Consider the following 16774-nt stretch of genomic DNA (forward strand, 5'->3'; position numbering starts at 1 on the left):
GCTAGTGTGATGTGGCCTTCAGGCAGAGAGGCGCCGGGCCGCCTGGCCCGGCGCCTCTCGCATGAAGTCTTCCGACGCGCTCGATCAGCGTGAGCGGACCCATCCCGAACCGGAAACCAAGGAGGCGAACCGGTGGCGACATTCATCGTCAGGCGCCTGATCGCAGCGGTGCTCATCCTGCTCGCCGCGACCTTCCTCATGTACAACATGGTCGCCCTCTCGGGAGACCCGCTCGAGGATCTGCGCGGAGTCCAGACGCCCAACACGGCGCAGCTCATCGAAGCCCGCATCCGCTTGCTGCACCTCGACGTGCCGCCGCCGCTGCGCTACTTCATCTGGCTCGGCGGCATCGCCGGCTGCTTCATCGGCCAGTGCGACTTCGGCATGACCATCCAGCAGCAGCCCGTGCTCGACGTGCTCCTCAACTCGATGGACCAGACGCTCCGCCTCGTCACGGTCGCGACGCTCGTCGCCATCATCCTCGGCATCATCATCGGCATCACGACGGCGCTGCGCCAGTACTCGGCCTACGACTACGGCGTGACGTTCGTCTCCTTCCTCTTCTACTCGCTGCCGATCTTCTGGTTCGCGGTGCTGCTCAAGCAGTTCCTCGCCATCGGCGCGAACGACTGGCTGCAGCGGGGCGGGCAGATCCACTGGTGGGTCATCGCACTCGTGGCGCTCGCATCCGGACTGTTCTGGATGTCGGTGCTCGGGGGAGACGTGAAGCGCAAGCTCATCACGTTCGGGCTCGCCGCCGCGTCCGGCGGCCTGCTGCTCTGGTACATGAGCGTCTCGGGCTGGTTCCTCAACCCCCGCTTCATCGTCTTCGGCCTCGACTTCTCGCTGCTCGCGATCGCGGTGCTCTTCCTCACGGTCGCGCTGCTCGTCACGGCGATCCTCACCGGCCTCAAGAACCGCCGCTCGCTCTTCATCGCGCTCGGCATGGCGGTGCTCGGCATCGCGCTCTACTACCCGGTGAACTTCTACCTGTTCAACCCGCAGGTCGTGCCGATGAACGCGTGGATCATGATCGCGAGCTTCCTCGTGGTGATCCTCTTCGGCGTCGCGGTCGGCCACCTCTTCGGCGGCGACAACAAGGCGGCGAACCGCAAGATCGCGGCGTGGACCGGGTTCCTCGTCTTCGCGATCATGGTGGTCGACCGCCACATGCAGCTGTGGCAGGCCTACTCGCAGTCGGGCTTCATCCGCGGCCGGCCGATCGCGACGATCGGTGCGTCGAACCCCGGGTTCGCGCAGTCGTCGTTCTTCGTGCAGGGCGTCGACGCGTTCACGCACCTGCTGCTGCCGTCGATCGCGCTCATGGTCATCTCGTTCGCCGGCTACACGCGCTACACCCGCGCGAGCCTGCTCGAGGTCATGAACCAGGACTACATCCGCACGGCTCGCGCGAAGGGCCTCACCGAGCGCACGGTCATCGTGCGGCACGCGTTCCGGAACGCGCTCATCCCCATCACGACGATCGTCGCGTTCGACATCGCCGGCATCATCGGCGGCGCGGTCATCACCGAGCGCGTGTTCGGCTGGACCGGCATGGGATCGATGTTCCAGAACGGCCTCGACCGCGTCGATCCGAACCCCGTCATGGCGTTCTTCCTCGTCACCGGCGCGCTCGCGCTCCTGTTCAACCTGCTGGCCGACATCGCCTATGCGGCCCTCGACCCCCGGATCCGGGTGAGCTGATGACCACGAACATCCCGCAGACCAACGAGCCCCACATCACCGATGCCGAGGCGAACCTCGAGCTCAAGGAGGTGGAGGGCCTCAGCCAGGGCCAGATCGTCCGGAAGCGGTTCTTCCGCCACGTCGGCGCCGTCGTGTCGATGGTCGTGCTCGCCCTCATCGTCCTCCTCGCCTTCACCTCGGTGGGCCTGTCGTTCGGCGGCGTCCGGGTGCCCGGCTGGTGGCAGTGGGACTGGACCCAGAATCCGCGCCCCATCAACGGCGGCGTGCCGTCGTGGGAGCACCCGTTCGGGCAGGACTCGATCGGCAAGGACCTGTTCGCGCTCGTCATGCGCGGCACGCAGCAGTCGCTCATGATCATGGTGCTCGTCGGCCTCATCGGCGCGACGATCGGCATCGTGATCGGCGCGCTCTCGGGCTTCTTCCGCGGCTGGGTCGACGCCGTGCTCATGCGCTTCACCGACGTCATCATCACGATCCCGTTCATCGTGATCGGCGCCGTCATCGGCTCGACCTTCGGGAAGCTCGGCGCCTTCATCCTCGCGATCGTGCTCGGCCTGTTCTCGTGGACGGGCCTCGCGCGACTCGTGCGCGGCGAGTTCCTCACGCTCCGCGAGCGCGAGTTCGTCGACGCGGCGCGCGTCGCGGGCGCCTCGAACGGCCGCATCATCTTCAAGCACATCCTGCCGAACGCGATGGGCGTCATCATCGTCAACACGACGCTGCTCATGGCGGGCGCGATCCTCGCCGAGACGGCGCTCTCGTACCTCGGCTACGGCGTGCAGGCGCCCGACACGTCGCTCGGGCTCATCATCAGCCAGAACCAGGAGGCGTTCCAGACGCGGCCGTGGCTGTTCTGGTGGCCGGGCATCTTCATCATCACGATCGCGCTGTGCATCAACTTCATCGGCGACGGCCTGCGCGACGCGTTCGACCCGCGCCAGAAGCGCATGCCGTCGGAGCGCGCGATGCGCAAGTCCGACACGGCCGCGGCCGACGCGGCGGCGCTGCGCGGTGCCGAGGTCGAGGACGCGATGAGCGCCACGGCGAGCGTCGGCCAAGCGCAGGCGCCGGGGCCCGACGCCCGCGCGCCGCGCGTCGAGGGCGACACGGCGGGCGACAACCCCGACCGCGATCGGGACTGACGTGCGGTCAGCGCAGCAGCAGCCCCGCGGCCGCGAGGAGGGCCGGCACCGCGACGACCGCGATCGCCGGCGCGCTCCACGCGCGCGTCGCGCGGGCCGCGTCGTCGAGCAGGCCCTCGTCGCGCAGCTCCTCCCAGTGCGCGCGGGTGACGTGCGCGGCGGCGCCCGAGACGCTGTGCACGGAGTCGCCGGGGCGGATGCCGCCGCCGACCGTGCTCGACTCGCGCGCGAGGCGGATGTCCTCGCGCGTGATGCGGGCGATGCCGTAGCGGCTCGGCGCCGGCGCGGCCCACGCGGTCACGGTGCCGCGCTCGAGCGTGAGCTCAAGGGCCCACTTCGTGTCGATGCGCTTGATGGCGCCCCACGGCACGTGCCAGTCGGCGAAGGGGTTGCGGATCGCGACGCCCTCGCCGTCGACCACGACGCGCGGGCGCCACATGAAGGCCCACGTGACGGCGGCGCCGAGCAGCGGCCACGGCAGCACCCAGAGGCTCGCCGCCGGGTCGTCGGCGAGCAGGACGCTCACGAGCGCGAGCGCCATGAGGATCCCGATCACCACCGTGATCACCCTGCCGAAGGACGATCGGAACACCGCTCGCTGATAGGCCATCCACTCAGTTTCGCAGACCACCACTGCTTCCCTGACTACGCAGGAGAGGAGCTCCCGTGACCGATACGGCAGCCGCCCCCATCGCCGAGCGCGAGGTCATCCTCGAGGCCAGCGGCCTCAACGTCGACTTCTGGGTCGACGGCACGTTCTACCCGGCCGTGAAGGACGCCGAGTTCCAGGTGCGCGCGGGCGAGGTGCTCGCGATCGTCGGCGAGTCCGGCTCGGGCAAGTCGACGACCGCGATGGCGCTCATCAGCCTGCTGCCGCCGAACGCGCGCGTGCGCGGCTCGGTCAAGCTCAAGGGCCGCGAGATCCTCGGCATCCCGGTGCGCGAGATGCGCCACATCCGCGGCAACGAGATCGCGGTGATCTTCCAGGAGCCGATGACGGCGCTCAACCCCGTCTACACGATCGGCTTCCAGATCGTCGAGGCGCTGCGCAGCCACTTCGACCTCACGCCCGACGCGGCGAAGGAGCGCGCGATCGAGCTCATCGCGAAGGTCGAGATCCCCGACCCGCCGACGGCGTTCAACAAGTACCCGCACCAGCTCTCGGGCGGCCAGCGCCAGCGCGCGATGATCGCGCAGTCGCTCGCGTGCGACCCGTCGCTGCTCATCGCCGACGAGCCGACGACCGCGCTCGACGTCACGGTGCAGGCCGAGGTGCTCGACCTCATGCGCAAGCTGAAGGACGAGCTGAGCTCCGCCGTCATCCTCATCACCCACGACATGGGCGTGGTCGCCGACCTCTCCGACCGCATCATCGTCATGCGCAACGGCGAGATGGTCGACCGCGGCACGTCGCTCGACGTCTTCCAGCGCCCGTCGCACGAGTACACGAAGGAGCTGCTCGCCGCGGTCCCGTACCTCGGCGTGCACGAGGACCAGACGGGTCGCGCGTTCGAGGCGTCGAAGGTCTCCGACTCGGTCGAGCCGATCCTCAAGTTCACGGATGTCGTGATCGAGTACCCGAAGCGCGGTCGCGTGCCCGCGTTCCGCGCGGCGGAGGACATCAACCTCGCCGTCTACCCGGGCGAGATCCTCGGCCTCGTCGGGGAGTCCGGCTCGGGCAAGACGACCCTCGGCCGTGCCGCGATCGGCCTGCTGCCCATCACGTCGGGCACGCTGAGCGTCGCGGGCTACGACATCTCGGCGGCGTCGATGAAGGACCTGCGGCCGCTGCGCGAGAAGACCGGCATCGTGTTCCAGGATCCGTCGTCGTCGCTCAACCCGCGCATGCCGATCGGCGAGTCGATCGGCGAGCCGATCCTGCTCTCGCGCCGGGCGGCGAAGGACCCGATCGACGCGAAGGCGCTCGACAAGCGCGTGCAGGAGCTGCTCGAGTCGGTCGAGCTGCCCGCCTCGTACCGCAACCGCTACCCGCACGAGCTCTCGGGCGGCCAGAAGCAGCGCGTCGGCATCGCGCGCGCGCTCGCGCTCGCGCCGGAGGTGCTCATCGCCGACGAGCCGACGAGCGCGCTCGACGTGTCGGTGCAGGCGCGCTTCCTCGAGCTGCTCACGCACATCCAGCAGCAGCTGCAGTTCGCGTGCCTCTTCATCAGCCATGACCTCGCGGTCGTCGACTCGCTCGCCCACCGCATCGCGGTCATGCGGAAGGGCCGCATCGTCGAGGAGGGCACGCGCGACGAGATCCTGCGCGCGCCGAAGGAGGCCTACACGCAGCGCCTCATCTCGGCCGTGCCGCTGCCCGACCCGATCGCTCAGCGCGAGCGCCGGGAGGCGCGCCGGGCGAGCTGAGCGCCGCCCTCGACGAACGGCCGCGACCGCCCGCTAGACTGGGGGGTCGCGGCCGTTCGTCGCACACTCCCGACACCGGAAGGCACCTGCATGCCGATCGCCGCGCGATCAGACCTCCGCAACGTGGCGATCGTCGCCCACGTCGACCACGGAAAGACCACCCTCGTCGACGCGATGCTCACGCAGACCGGCTCCTTCGGCGCCCACGACACGCATGACGAGCGTGCGATGGACTCGAACGAGCTCGAGCGCGAGAAGGGCATCACGATCCTCGCGAAGAACACCGCGATCCGCTACGCCGGCGCCCACGCCGCCGACGGGCCTGTGATCATCAACGTCATCGACACCCCCGGCCACGCCGACTTCGGCGGCGAGGTCGAGCGCGGCCTCTCGATGGTCGACGGCGTCGTGCTGCTCGTCGACGCCTCGGAGGGCCCGCTGCCGCAGACGCGCTTCGTGCTGCGCAAGGCGCTCGAGGCGAAGCTGCCCGTCATCCTGCTCGTCAACAAGACCGACCGCGGCGACGCGCGCATCGACGCGGTCGTGGCCGAGAGCCAGGACCTGCTGCTCGGCCTCGCGTCCGACCTCGCCGACGACGTGCCCGACCTCGACCTCGACGCCGTGCTCGACGTGCCGGTCGTCTACGCCTCCGGCAAGGCGGGCCGCGCCTCGACGGTCAAGCCCGCGAACGGCGAGCTGCCGGGCAGCGAGGACCTCGAGCCGCTCTTCGAGGCGATCCTGCAGCACATCCCGGCGCCGACGTACGACGACGAGGCGCCGCTGCAGGCGCACGTGACGAACCTCGACGCATCCCCCTTCCTCGGCCGCATCGCTCTGCTGCGCATCAAGGCGGGCACGATCCGCAAGGGCCAGACGGTCGCGTGGGTGCGCCACGACGGCGAGGTCTCGAACGTGCGCATCACCGAGCTGCTCGAGACGAAGGCGCTCGACCGCGTGCCGACCGAGAGCGCGGGCCCCGGCGACATCGTCGCGGTCGCGGGCATCCCCGACATCACGATCGGCGAGACGCTCGCCGACCCCGACGACGTGCGGCCGCTCCCGGCGATCACGGTCGACGAGCCGGCGATCTCGATGACGATCGGCACGAACACGTCGCCGCTCGCGGGCAAGGTCAAGGGCGCGAAGCTCACCGCGCGCATGGTGAAGGACCGCCTCGATCGCGAGCTCATCGGCAACGTGTCGCTGCGCGTGGTCGACATCGGCCGCCCCGACGCGTGGGAGGTGCAGGGCCGCGGCGAGCTCGCGCTCGCCATCCTCGTCGAGCAGATGCGCCGCGAGGGCTACGAGCTCACCGTCGGCAAGCCGCAGGTCGTCACGAAGAAGATCGACGGCGTGCTGCACGAGCCCTTCGAGCACCTCACGGTCGACGTGCCCGAGGAGCACCTCGGGGCCGTGACCCAGCTGCTCGCGAGCCGCAAGGGCATCATGGACGGCATGACGAACCACGGCACCGGCTGGGTGCGCATGGAGTTCGTCGTGCCGAGCCGCGGCCTCATCGGCTTCCGCACCGAGTTCATGACGATCACGCGCGGCACGGGCATCGCGAACGCGATCTCGCACGGCTGGCAGCCGTGGGCGGGCGCGATCACGACCCGCAACAACGGCGCGCTCGTCGCCGACCGCTCGGGCTCGGCGACGCCCAACGCGATCATGGCGCTCCAGGAGCGCGGGACGTTCTTCATCAAGCCGGGCGACGACGTCTACGAGGGCATGGTCGTGGGCGAGAACGCGCGCGCCGACGACATGGACGTCAACATCACCAAGGAGAAGAAGCTCAACAACATCCGGTCGTCGACCGGTGAGGAGCTCGAGCGCCTGACGCCGCCGCGGCAGCTCTCGCTCGAGGAGAGCCTCGAGTGGGCGCGCGACGACGAGTGCGTCGAGGTGACGCCGCAGCACGTGCGCATCCGCAAGGTGACGCTCGACGCGACGACGCGCGCTCGCGAGGCCTCGCGCCTCAAGAAGCAGGGCTGACGCAGCCTCGAGCGGACCCCTTCCACCAGCGGGGACCCGGTGCACCGGGTCCCGCTCGGCGGGAGGGGTCCCGTCGTGCCGCGATGCGGCGGGTTCCGCCGTGCACGTCACCGAGCGTCACACTCGAGCGTCGCGCGGGCCCGCGCACCTAGCGTTGCCGCATGACGCATCCCGATCGACTCCGCATCGTCGCCGTGAGCGGCAGCCTGCACCGGCCCTCGTCGACGACCGCGCTCGTCGCGGCGCTCGCCGAGGCGGTCGCGCGGCGGGAGGCCGCCGAGATCGCGGTCATCGAGCTCGCCGAGGTCGGGCCGTCGCTCGCGGGCGCGCTCGACCGCGCCGAGCTGCCGGAGCGGGCCGAGCGGGCGATCCGGGCGATCGAGTCGGCCGACCTGCTCATCGCCGGGAGTCCCGTCTACCGCGCGAGCTTCACGGGGCTCTTCAAGCACCTCTTCGACTTCGTCGACCAGCGGGCGCTCACCGACGTGCCGGTGCTGCTCGCCGCGACCGGCGGCTCGCACCGGCACGCGCTCACGATCGAGCACCAGCTGCGGCCCCTCTTCGCGTTCTTCCAGGCGCTCACGCTGCCCGTCGGCGTCTACGCGGCGAGCGAGGACTTCGCGCACGGGCGCGTGCGGTGCCCTGCGGTGCTCGACCGCATCGAGGCGGCCGCCGACCGGGCGCTCCCATACCTCGGCAGGGTGCCGGCGCCCGTGCGGCCCGCGGTCTTCTAGCCCCGGCTCGCTGGCCGGGAGCGCGCTGGCCGGGAGCGCGCCGGCGAAGTGCTTGGATGGAGGGGATGGATCCCCGCCTCGAGCGCGTGCTCTTCGTGCACGCGCACCCCGATGACGAGACGCTCTCGACCGGCGCCGCGATCGCGACCGTCGCCGCCGGCGGCGGCACCGCGGTCGTCGCGACCTTCACGCTCGGCGAGCGCGGCGAGTCGCGCCCCGACAGCCGCGCGGAGGTCGAGGAGGTCGGCGTCGGCGAGGTGCGCCGGCGCGAGCTCGAGCAGGCGCTGCGCGCCCTCGGCGCGCGCGGTCGCCGCATCCACGGCTGGGACGACTCCGGCATGTCGTGGCTCGCGACCGGCCGGGCCTCGGCCGCGCCCGACGCGCCCGAGACGGCGATGAGCCGCGCCGACCTCGACGACCTCGCGGATGCGCTCGGCGCCGTCATCGAGGAGGTCGACCCGACCGCGATCGTCACGTACGACGCCGACGGCGGCTACGGCCACCCCGACCACGTCGCCGCGCACCGCGCATCCGTCATCGCCGCCCGGCGCTACGACCTGCCGCTGTACGTGCGCACCGACCGCCCCGCCGACGTCGCGTTCGAGCTCGCGCCGGTGCGGGATCGCGTCGAGGGCGCGCTCGCGGCGCACCGCTCGCAGCTCGTGCTCGTCGGCGACGAGGTCGAGCACGTCGGCGGGCAGCGCCGGCCGCTCGACGCGATCGAGCACTACCGGCTCATCGAGACGCGCCCCGAGCGCCGCACCCGCTGGAGCCTCCGCGTCGGCGGCCTCCTCGCGGGCGTCGTCGTCGGCGTCGTCGGCACCTTCTCGCACCAGCAGGTGCCGTTCGGCATCGCGCTCTCGCTCCTCGCCGCCGTCGGCCTCATCGCGGGGGTGCGCGCGGCCTCGGGCTCGCGGCAGCTCACGATCGCGACCGTCATCGGGCTCGTCGGCGTCGTCGCGCTCGTCGCGATCGACCCGCTCGGCCGCGGCGCGTGGGGCACGGAGCGCGCGCTCATCCCGGCGAACCTGGCGGGCTGGCTCTGGACGCTCGTGCCGGCGGCCGCGTCGTTCGTCGCGCTCGCGTGGCCCGACGCGGAGGCGCTGCGGCGGATTAGGATGGCTGGACGGGCGCAGCCCGATCGGTCGTCGACGGAAGGGGAACAGCCATGACCTACGTGATCGCGCTCCCGTGCGTCGACGTGAAGGACCGCGCGTGCGTCGACGAGTGCCCCGTCGACTGCATCTACGAGGGCGAGCGGATGCTCTACATCCACCCCGACGAGTGCGTCGACTGCGGCGCGTGCGAGCCCGTGTGCCCCGTCGAGGCGATCTTCTACGAGGACGACACGCCGGAGGAGTGGGCCGAGTACTACGAGGCCAACGTGCACTTCTTCGACGAGATCGGCTCGCCCGGCGGCGCCGCGAAGGTCGGCGTCATCAAGCACGACCACCCGATCGTCGCCGCCCTGCCGCCCCAGAGCGTCTGACGCCGGATGCGGCTGCCCGACTTCCCCTGGGACACGCTCGCCGGCGCGAAGGCGATCGCCGCCGCGCACCCGCGCGGCCTCGTCGACCTGAGCGTCGGCTCGCCCGTCGACCCCACGCCCGAGCTGCTGCAGCGGGCGCTGCGCGAGGCGACCGACGCGCACGGCTACCCGACGAACTGGGGCACGCCCGAGGTGCGCCGCGCGATCGTCGCGTGGTTCGAGCGCGTCCGCGGCGTGCCGGGCCTCGCCGAGGAGGGCGTGCTCGTCACCGTCGGCTCGAAGGAGCTCGTCGCGGGCCTGCCGCAGCAGCTCGGCCTCGGCGTCGGCGACGCGGTCGTGCACCCGCGCGTCGCCTACCCGACGTACGACATCGGCGCGCGCATGGCCGGTGCGACGCCCGTGCCCGCCGACGACCCCGACGACTGGCCCGCAGCGACGCGGCTCGTGTGGGTCAACTCGCCGTCGAACCCGACGGGCGCCGTGCTCGGCACGGATGCGCTGCGGCGCATCGTGACCGCCGCGCGCGAGCGGGGGATCGTGGTCGCGAGCGACGAGTGCTACGCGCGGCTGCCGTGGGAGGTCGACGAGGCGCCCTCGATCCTCGACCCGCGCGTCACGGACGGCGACCTGACGGGCCTGCTCGCCGTGTACTCGCTCAGCAAGCAGTCGAACCTCGCGGGCTACCGCGCCGCGTTCGTCGCGGGCGACGCGCCGCTCGTGCAGCGCGTGCTCGCGGTGCGGAAGCACCTCGGGCTCATGGCGCCGACGCCGGTGCAGCACGCGCTCGCCGTCGCGCTCGGCGACGAGGCCCACGTCGACGAGCAGCGCGAGCGCTACCGCGCCCGCCGCGAGCAGCTGCTGCCCTCGCTCGAGGCGCGCGGCTTCGACGTCGCCTCCGAGGCGGGCCTCTACCTCTGGGCGAGCGATGGCACGGATGCGCTCGCGCAGGTCGACGCGCTCGCGCGGCTCGGGATCCTGGTGGCGCCCGGCACCTTCTACGGCGATCCGAGCCACGTGCGGGTCGCGCTCACCGCGCCCGACGAGCGCATCGCCGAGGCCGCGGCACGGCTGCGCGGCTGAGGCGCGGGCCGAGGAGGGGCACGGCTCCGCGCCGGGTAGGCTGTCATGGTGACTGAGAACGCCGCGCTCGATCCTGCCCGCTCCGCGGACGCATCCGCACCGCGCACCGTGACGCTGCAGCACGCCGGCGGCACGACGCCGCTCGAGGTGCTCGAGGCCTCCGACGGCCGCTCGGCGATCGACGTCGCGAAGCTCACGAAGGAGACGGGCCTCACCGCGCTCGACTACGGCTTCGTCAACACCGCCGCGACCCGCTCGTCGATCACCTACATCGACGGCGACGCGGGCATCCTGCGCTACCGCGGCTACCCGATCGAGGAGCTCGCCGAGCAGAAGACGTTCCTCGACGTCGCGCACCTGCTCATCTACGGCGAGCTGCCGACGGAGGACGAGCTCGCGAGCTTCGACCACCGCGTGCGCCGCCACACGCTCCTGCACGAGGACCTCCGCCGCTTCTTCGACGCGCTGCCGCGCGACGCGCACCCGATGAGCGCGCTCTCGAGCGCCGTCTCCGCCCTCTCGACCTACTACGAGGCCGACCACGACCCGCGCGACCCCGACAAGGTCGACAAGCAGACCATCCGGTTGCTCGCGAAGATGCCCGTCATCGCCGCCTACGCACACAAGAAGTCGATCGGGCAGGCGTTCCTCTACCCCGACAACTCGATGAGCTTCGTCGAGAACTACCTCAAGCTGAACTTCGGCATCCAGGCCGAGCCGTACGTGCAGAACCCCGTGATGGTGCGCGCGCTCGAGCGGCTCCTCATCCTGCACGCCGACCACGAGCAGAACGCGTCGACCTCGACCGTGCGGCTCGTGGGATCGACCGAGGCGAACCTGTTCGCGTCCGTCTCGGCGGGCATCCACGCCCTCTCCGGGCCGCTCCACGGCGGCGCGAACGAGGCCGTGCTGCAGATGCTGCGCGGCATCCGCGACTCGGGCGAGAGCGTCGAGCGCTTCGTCGAGCGCGTCAAGCGCAAGGAGCAGGGCGTCAAGCTCATGGGCTTCGGGCACCGCGTCTACAAGAACTACGACCCGCGCGCGAAGCTCGTGAAGCAGTCGGCCGAGGAGGTGCTCGCGCAGCTCGGCGTGCGCGACCCGCTGCTCGACATCGCGCAGGAGCTCGAGCAGGTCGCCCTCGCCGACGACTACTTCAAGGAGCGCAAGCTCTACCCGAACGTCGACTTCTACACCGGCGTCATCTACAAGGCGATGGGCTTCCCCGAGCGCATGTTCACCGTGCTGTTCGCGATCGGCCGGCTGCCCGGCTGGATCGCCCACTGGCGCGAGATGATGCTCGACCCGCAGACGAAGATCGGCCGCCCGCAGCAGCTCTACGTCGGCCCCGTCGAGCGCCACATCTAGACCCTCATCCCGCCGCCTGCGCGGCACGAGCACGGAGCTCCCATGACCAGCACCACGCAGGCGTCGCCCAAGGGCGCGCTCGACCGATTCTTCAAGATCTCCGAGCGCGGCTCGAGCGTCGCGCAAGAGCTGCGCGGCGGCCTCGTGACGTTCTTCGCGATGGCCTACATCATCGTGCTCAACCCGCTCATCATCGGCGGCTTCGCGCCGGAGCAGGCCGCGACCGACGTCGAGGGCGGATGGCTCCCCAACGGCCAGGTCGCGGCCGTCACCGCGCTCGTGGGCGGCATCATGACGCTCGCGATGGGGCTCATCGCCAACGTACCGTTCGGCCTCGCGGCGGGTCTCGGCATCAACTCGTTCCTCGCGTTCGGCCTCGTCGGCGAGCTCACGTGGCCCGAGGCCATGGGCCTCGTGCTCATCAACGGCCTCATCATCGTCGTGCTCGCCGCGACGGGGCTGCGGCGGATGATCTTCGACGCCGTGCCTGCGCCGCTCAAGAGCGCGATCGCGGTCGGCATCGGCCTGTTCATCGCCTTCATCGGCTTCGTCGACTCGGGCTTCGTGCGCTCGACCGGCGCGGCGTCGCCGCCCGTCGAGCTCGGCGACGGCGGCTCGGTCACGTCGCTGCCGACCGCGACCTTCGTGATCGGCGTCGTGCTCATGGGCATCCTGCTCGCCCGGCGCGTCAAGGGCGCGCTGCTCATCGGGATCGTCGCGACGACCGCGGTCGCGATCGTGCTCGAGTCGATCTTCCGCGTCGGCCCCTCGCTCGGCGCGAACCCGGACGCGTGGAACCTCAACGCGCCCGCGCTGCCGACGAGCATCGTCGCGCTGCCCGACCTCTCGCTCATCGGCCAGGTCTCGTTCGGCTCGTTCGAGCGCATCGGGCTGCTCGCGACGACGATGTTCATCTTCACGCTCGTGTTCATGAACTTCTTCGATGCGATGGGCACCATGACGGGGCTCGCGCGCCAAGCGGGCATCGCGACGCCCGACGGCCAGTTCCCGGGCCTCAAGCGCGCGCTCATCGTCGAGGGCTTCGGCGCCGTCGCGGGCGGCGGGGCGAGCGCCTCCTCCAACACCGTCTTCGTCGACTCCGCCGCCGGCGTCGGCGAGGGCGCCCGCACTGGGCTCGCGTCGGTCGTCACGGGGCTGCTCTTCCTCGCCGCGATGTTCCTCACACCGCTCACGCAGATCGTGCCGCTCGAAGTCGCAGCGGCGACGCTCGTCGTCGTCGGCGCGATGATGATGAGCCAGATCACCGACATCGACTTCACCGACTTCCGAGTGGCGCTCCCGGCGTTCCTGACGATCGTCGTGATGCCGCTCACCTACAACATCGCGAACGGCATCGGCGTCGGCTTCATCGCCTGGGTGGTCATCAACGCCGTCTCGGGCCGCGTGAAGCAGATCTCGCCGCTGCTGTGGATCGTCGCGGCGCTCTTCGTCGTCTTCTTCGTGCGCGGCCCGCTCCAGGCGCTCATCGGCTGACCAGCCGGGAGCGCGCTCAGCGCTCCTTCGCCACGTGCGCGAGCACCTCGGGGCCGCGTCGGTCGAGCGTCGCGCCGCCGACCCGGATGCCGAACCACGCGCCGAGGGCGCCGACGACGAGCCCCGCGGCGAGGCTGAGCCAGCCGAGCCACGGGATCCAGACGGACGCGATCGCGAGGCCGATCGCCGGCGCGCCGATCGTGCCGAGCACCGGCAGCGTGAGCGCGAGGCCCGCGAGCGACTGCACGCCGCCGGAGGAGCCCCGCCCGAGCGGGTTCGCACCGGGCGCCGGCGCATCGCCCGGCAGCAGCGCGCCGAGCCACAGGAGCACGCCGGCGACGAGCAGGAAGGTGCCGACGCTCGCGCCGACGCTCCCGGGCAGCAGCGCCCAGCGCCCGCTCGCCCACGTCGCGAGCACGGCGGTGACGACGAGCGCGGGCAGGTAGACGATCGAGATGCCGAGCAGCCGCCCCGCCCGATCGGCGGTGCCGCGCACACCGGTGAGCACGTGCCACGCGAAGGCGCTGTTGTCGTAGGCGACGTCGATCTGCACGATCGCGGCCGCGACGATCGCCATGAGCAGCGGCAGGAAGGCGAGCCCTTCGGCCGGGATGCGATCGCCATCGACCTCGACCCGCACGATGCCGGCGAGGTGCACGCCGCCGATGATGACGGGGATCATGAGCGTCGCGATGACGTTCATGAGGTGGCGCACGTCGCGGCGGCGGTAGCGGATGCTGCGCGCCGCGATCGCGCCCGTCGGGGTCGCCGGCAGCAGCCGGTCGAGCGCGCGCCCCTCGCGCACCCGCCCGCCGCCGCGCAGCACGATCGGGTTCGTGAGGCGCTCGTCGAGCAGCCGACCCCAGCCCCACCACGCGATCGCGATCGTCGCGACCGCGATCGCGAGCTTCGCGGCCGCCTCGAGCCACGCGCCGTCCGCCGCGACGCGCGGGAGGTCGAACGCGGCGCCGAGCGGCGTCCACGCGAGCACCGAGACGGCCGTGCCGATGGCGCCGCCGAGGTCGGCGAGCCCGCTGAGCCCGTTCGCGAGCAGCTGGATGCCGAACGCGGCGAAGAGGATGACGAGCAGCAGCAGGATCGCCATCGCGTCGCGGGCGCGCTTGCTCGCGAGCTGGCGCGCGAGCAGGTCGGACCCGGCGCGCGCGAGCAGGAGCACCGTCGCGACCCCGATCGGGAGCGCGAGCACGGCAGCGACGAGCGCGACGGGGGAGGTCGACCAGACGATGAGCCACAGCGCGAGCGCGAGCGCGGCGACGACGCTCCACGGCTCGAGCACCTGCGCGGCGAGCAGGCCCGCGCGCAGCTGCCTAGCGCGCAGCGGCAGGAGGCTGAAGCGCTCGGGCGCGAGCGGGTCGCTCGTGCCGACGAGCACGGCGATCGCCGTGAGCACGACGACGAGCGCCGCGCCGCCGAGCACGGCGAGCGAGGCGCCGAGCTCCGGCGCGAGCGCGCGCACGGCGATCGCGGCGAGCGCGGTGCCGCCGAGCAGCGACAGCCCGCCGAGCACGCTCATGACGAGCGCGACGATCGCCCACGGGCTCTGCTTGAGGGTGCCGAGCAGCAGCCGGAACCGCAGCGCTACGAAGTGCGCAGCCATGCGAGCGACTCGCCTCCCTGCGCCTGCTGGCCGACCATCTGCACGAAGCGCTCCTGCAGGCTCGCGCCCGCGCGCACCTCGTCGAGCGTCCCGGCGGCGATGAGCCGGCCGTCGGCGACGACGGCGACCCGGTCGCACAGCGACTCGACGAGCTCCATCACGTGGCTCGAGAGCACGACGGTGCCGCCTGAGGCGACGAAGTCGCGCAGGATCGCGCGGATCGCCTCGCCCGAGACGGGGTCGACGGCCTCGAACGGCTCGTCGAGCACGAGCAGCCGAGGAGCGTGGATGAGCGCGCTCGCGAGCGCGATCTTCTTGCGCATGCCGGCGGAGTAGTCGGCGACGAGCGTGCCGCCCGTGCCGGCGAGGCCGAGCGCCTCGAGCAGCGACGCAGAGCGGCGCGCGACCTCCTCCTCGGGCAGCGAGCGGAGCAGGCCGTTGTAGCGCAGCAGCTCTGCGCCCGTGAGCCGATCGAAGAGGTGCACGCCGTCGGGCAGCACGCCCATGCGCGCCTTCGCCGCGGCGGGATCGCGCCACACGTCGTGCCCGAGCACGGCCGCCGCGCCGTGGTCGGGGCGCAGCAGTCCGGTCGCCATCGAGAGCGTCGTGGTCTTGCCCGCGCCGTTGGGCCCGACGAGGCCGAGCATCGAGCCCTGCGGCACCGTGAGCGTGAGCCCGTCGACGGCGACCTTCGGCCCGAAGCGCTTCGCGAGCCGCTCGAGGTGCAGGGCGGGCGGCGGGGCGTCGACGGGCGTCGGTTGCGTCATGGTCGCAAGCCTCTCAGGTGCAGCCCGTCGCGCGCGTCCCTCGAGCGGCGGATCCTGCGGGTTCCCTCAGCCGGGGGAGCGGCGCTCGAGCGGCCGGCTCAGTGCAGGGCGGCGTTGAGCTCGATGCCGCGGCCGTCGCGCGCGACCGCCTCGACCGCGCCCGTGAGCGAGTTGCGGCGGAACAGCAGGTTCGGCCGCCCCGAGAGCTCGGCGGCCTTGACCGTCTCGCCACCCGGCACGAGCGTCACCTTCGTGCCGGCCGTGACGTAGAGCCCGGCCTCGACGACCGAGTCGTCGCCGACCGAGATGCCGACGCCCGAGTTCGCGCCGAGCAGCACGCGCTCACCGATGACGATCCGCTCGGTGCCGCCGCCCGAGAGCGTGCCCATGATCGATGCGCCGCCGCCGAGGTCGGTGCCGTCGCCGACGATCACGCCCTGCGAGACGCGGCCCTCGACCATCGAGGCGCCGAGGGTGCCGGCGTTGAAGTTCACGAAGCCCTCGTGCATCACGACGGTGCCGGGCGCGAGGTGCGCCCCGAGGCGGATGCGGGCGGCGTCGCCGATGCGGACGCCCGAGGGGATGACGTAGTCGGTCATGCGCGGGAAGCGGTCGACGAGCTGCACCTGGATGCCGGCGCGCTGCAGCTCGACGCGGTGGCTCGCGGCCCACGCCGGGTCGACGGGGCCGGCGCTCGTCCACGCGACGATCGGCAGCGTGCCGAAGAGGCCGTCGAGGTCGATCGAGTTGGGCTGCACGAGCCGGTGGCTCAGCAGGTGCAGGCGCAGGTAGGCGTCCTCGACGGACGACGGCGACGCATCCAGGTCGATCTCGACGAGCCGCGGCTCGAGCTCGACGCCGCGCTCCGGGACGGGTCCCGCGTGCCGCGCGAGCCCGTCGGGCGCGGCGCTCCCGTCCGCCGCGCCGAGGGCCGGTGCGGGGAACCACGCATCGAGCGGCCTCCCCTCGAAGAGCGTGACGAGCGCGTGTCCGTGTGCGAGGCGGGCCATGCTCCA

General features: G+C 71.9%; 14 protein-coding genes. 10 read left to right on the forward strand and 4 right to left on the reverse strand.

The annotated features are described in order from the left end of the window. Positions 1-132 precede the first annotated feature (132 nt). Positions 133-1704: an ABC transporter permease gene (locus tag L332_RS20525; RefSeq protein ID WP_021010141.1), complete on the forward strand. Its 1572-nt coding sequence runs from the start codon at positions 133-135 to the stop codon at positions 1702-1704. Then, positions 1704-2849, forward strand: a complete 1146-nt coding sequence (locus L332_RS20530) for an ABC transporter permease (RefSeq protein ID WP_021010142.1) — start codon at positions 1704-1706, stop codon at positions 2847-2849. The genes L332_RS20525 and L332_RS20530 overlap by 1 nt, the downstream gene beginning before the upstream one ends. Before the next feature lie 7 nt (positions 2850-2856). Here L332_RS20530 and L332_RS0114990 read toward each other — a convergent pair whose 3' ends face one another. Further along, positions 2857-3441, reverse strand: a complete 585-nt coding sequence (locus L332_RS0114990) for a PH domain-containing protein (protein WP_021010143.1) — start codon at positions 3439-3441, stop codon at positions 2857-2859. A 74-nt stretch (positions 3442-3515) separates the two neighbouring features. Between L332_RS0114990 and L332_RS20535 the strand changes: the two genes are divergently transcribed. The 8 genes from L332_RS20535 (at position 3516) to L332_RS20565 (ending at position 13373) form a co-directional block, all read left to right on the forward strand. After that, positions 3516-5216, forward strand: a complete 1701-nt coding sequence (locus tag L332_RS20535) for an ABC transporter ATP-binding protein (RefSeq protein WP_021010144.1) — start codon at positions 3516-3518, stop codon at positions 5214-5216. A gap of 90 nt (positions 5217-5306) precedes the next feature. Beyond that, complete coding sequence (gene typA / locus L332_RS20540; RefSeq protein WP_021010145.1) at positions 5307-7211, forward strand: translational GTPase TypA; 1905 nt, start codon at positions 5307-5309, stop codon at positions 7209-7211. A gap of 161 nt (positions 7212-7372) precedes the next feature. Beyond that, entirely contained in the window at positions 7373-7945 is a 573-nt protein-coding gene (msuE, locus tag L332_RS20545; protein ID WP_021010146.1) for an FMN reductase, read from the forward strand. A 65-nt stretch (positions 7946-8010) separates the two neighbouring features. After that, positions 8011-9117 carry a PIG-L family deacetylase gene (locus L332_RS29345; protein ID WP_021010147.1) on the forward strand — a complete coding sequence of 369 codons (1107 nt, stop codon included), beginning with the start codon at positions 8011-8013 and terminating at the stop codon, positions 9115-9117. Further along, positions 9114-9434, forward strand: a complete 321-nt coding sequence (gene fdxA / locus L332_RS20550) for a ferredoxin (RefSeq protein ID WP_021010148.1) — start codon at positions 9114-9116, stop codon at positions 9432-9434. Before L332_RS29345 ends, fdxA begins: the two co-directional genes overlap by 4 nt. A gap of 6 nt (positions 9435-9440) precedes the next feature. Further along, positions 9441-10514, forward strand: a complete 1074-nt coding sequence (gene dapC / locus L332_RS20555) for a succinyldiaminopimelate transaminase (RefSeq protein WP_021010149.1) — start codon at positions 9441-9443, stop codon at positions 10512-10514. Between the two features lie 108 nt (positions 10515-10622). Next, entirely contained in the window at positions 10623-11879 is a 1257-nt protein-coding gene (locus tag L332_RS20560; RefSeq protein WP_041203899.1) for a citrate synthase, read from the forward strand. 42 nt (positions 11880-11921) lie between these two features. Beyond that, positions 11922-13373 carry an NCS2 family permease gene (locus L332_RS20565; protein ID WP_021010151.1) on the forward strand — a complete coding sequence of 484 codons (1452 nt, stop codon included), beginning with the start codon at positions 11922-11924 and terminating at the stop codon, positions 13371-13373. A gap of 16 nt (positions 13374-13389) precedes the next feature. On the opposite strand, the gene L332_RS20570 is transcribed toward L332_RS20565, so the two are convergent. The 3 genes from L332_RS20570 to L332_RS20580 all read right to left on the reverse strand — a co-directional run bounded on the left by L332_RS20570 (position 13390) and on the right by L332_RS20580 (position 16768). Then, positions 13390-14991 (reverse strand): hypothetical protein, encoded by a 1602-nt coding sequence (locus tag L332_RS20570; protein WP_021010152.1) that lies wholly within the window; start codon positions 14989-14991, stop codon positions 13390-13392. Beyond that, a complete protein-coding gene (locus L332_RS20575) occupies positions 14973-15758 on the reverse strand; it encodes an ABC transporter ATP-binding protein (RefSeq protein WP_021010153.1) in 786 nt (261 codons plus the stop codon). Before L332_RS20575 ends, L332_RS20570 begins: the two co-directional genes overlap by 19 nt. Positions 15759-15856: 98 nt before the next feature. Then, positions 15857-16768: a tetrahydrodipicolinate N-succinyltransferase N-terminal domain-containing protein gene (locus L332_RS20580; RefSeq protein WP_021010154.1), complete on the reverse strand. Its 912-nt coding sequence runs from the start codon at positions 16766-16768 to the stop codon at positions 15857-15859. Positions 16769-16774: the final 6 nt, after the last annotated feature.

This window comes from Agrococcus pavilionensis RW1, from assembly GCF_000400485.1.
GTDB lineage: Bacteria > Actinomycetota > Actinomycetes > Actinomycetales > Microbacteriaceae > Agrococcus > Agrococcus pavilionensis.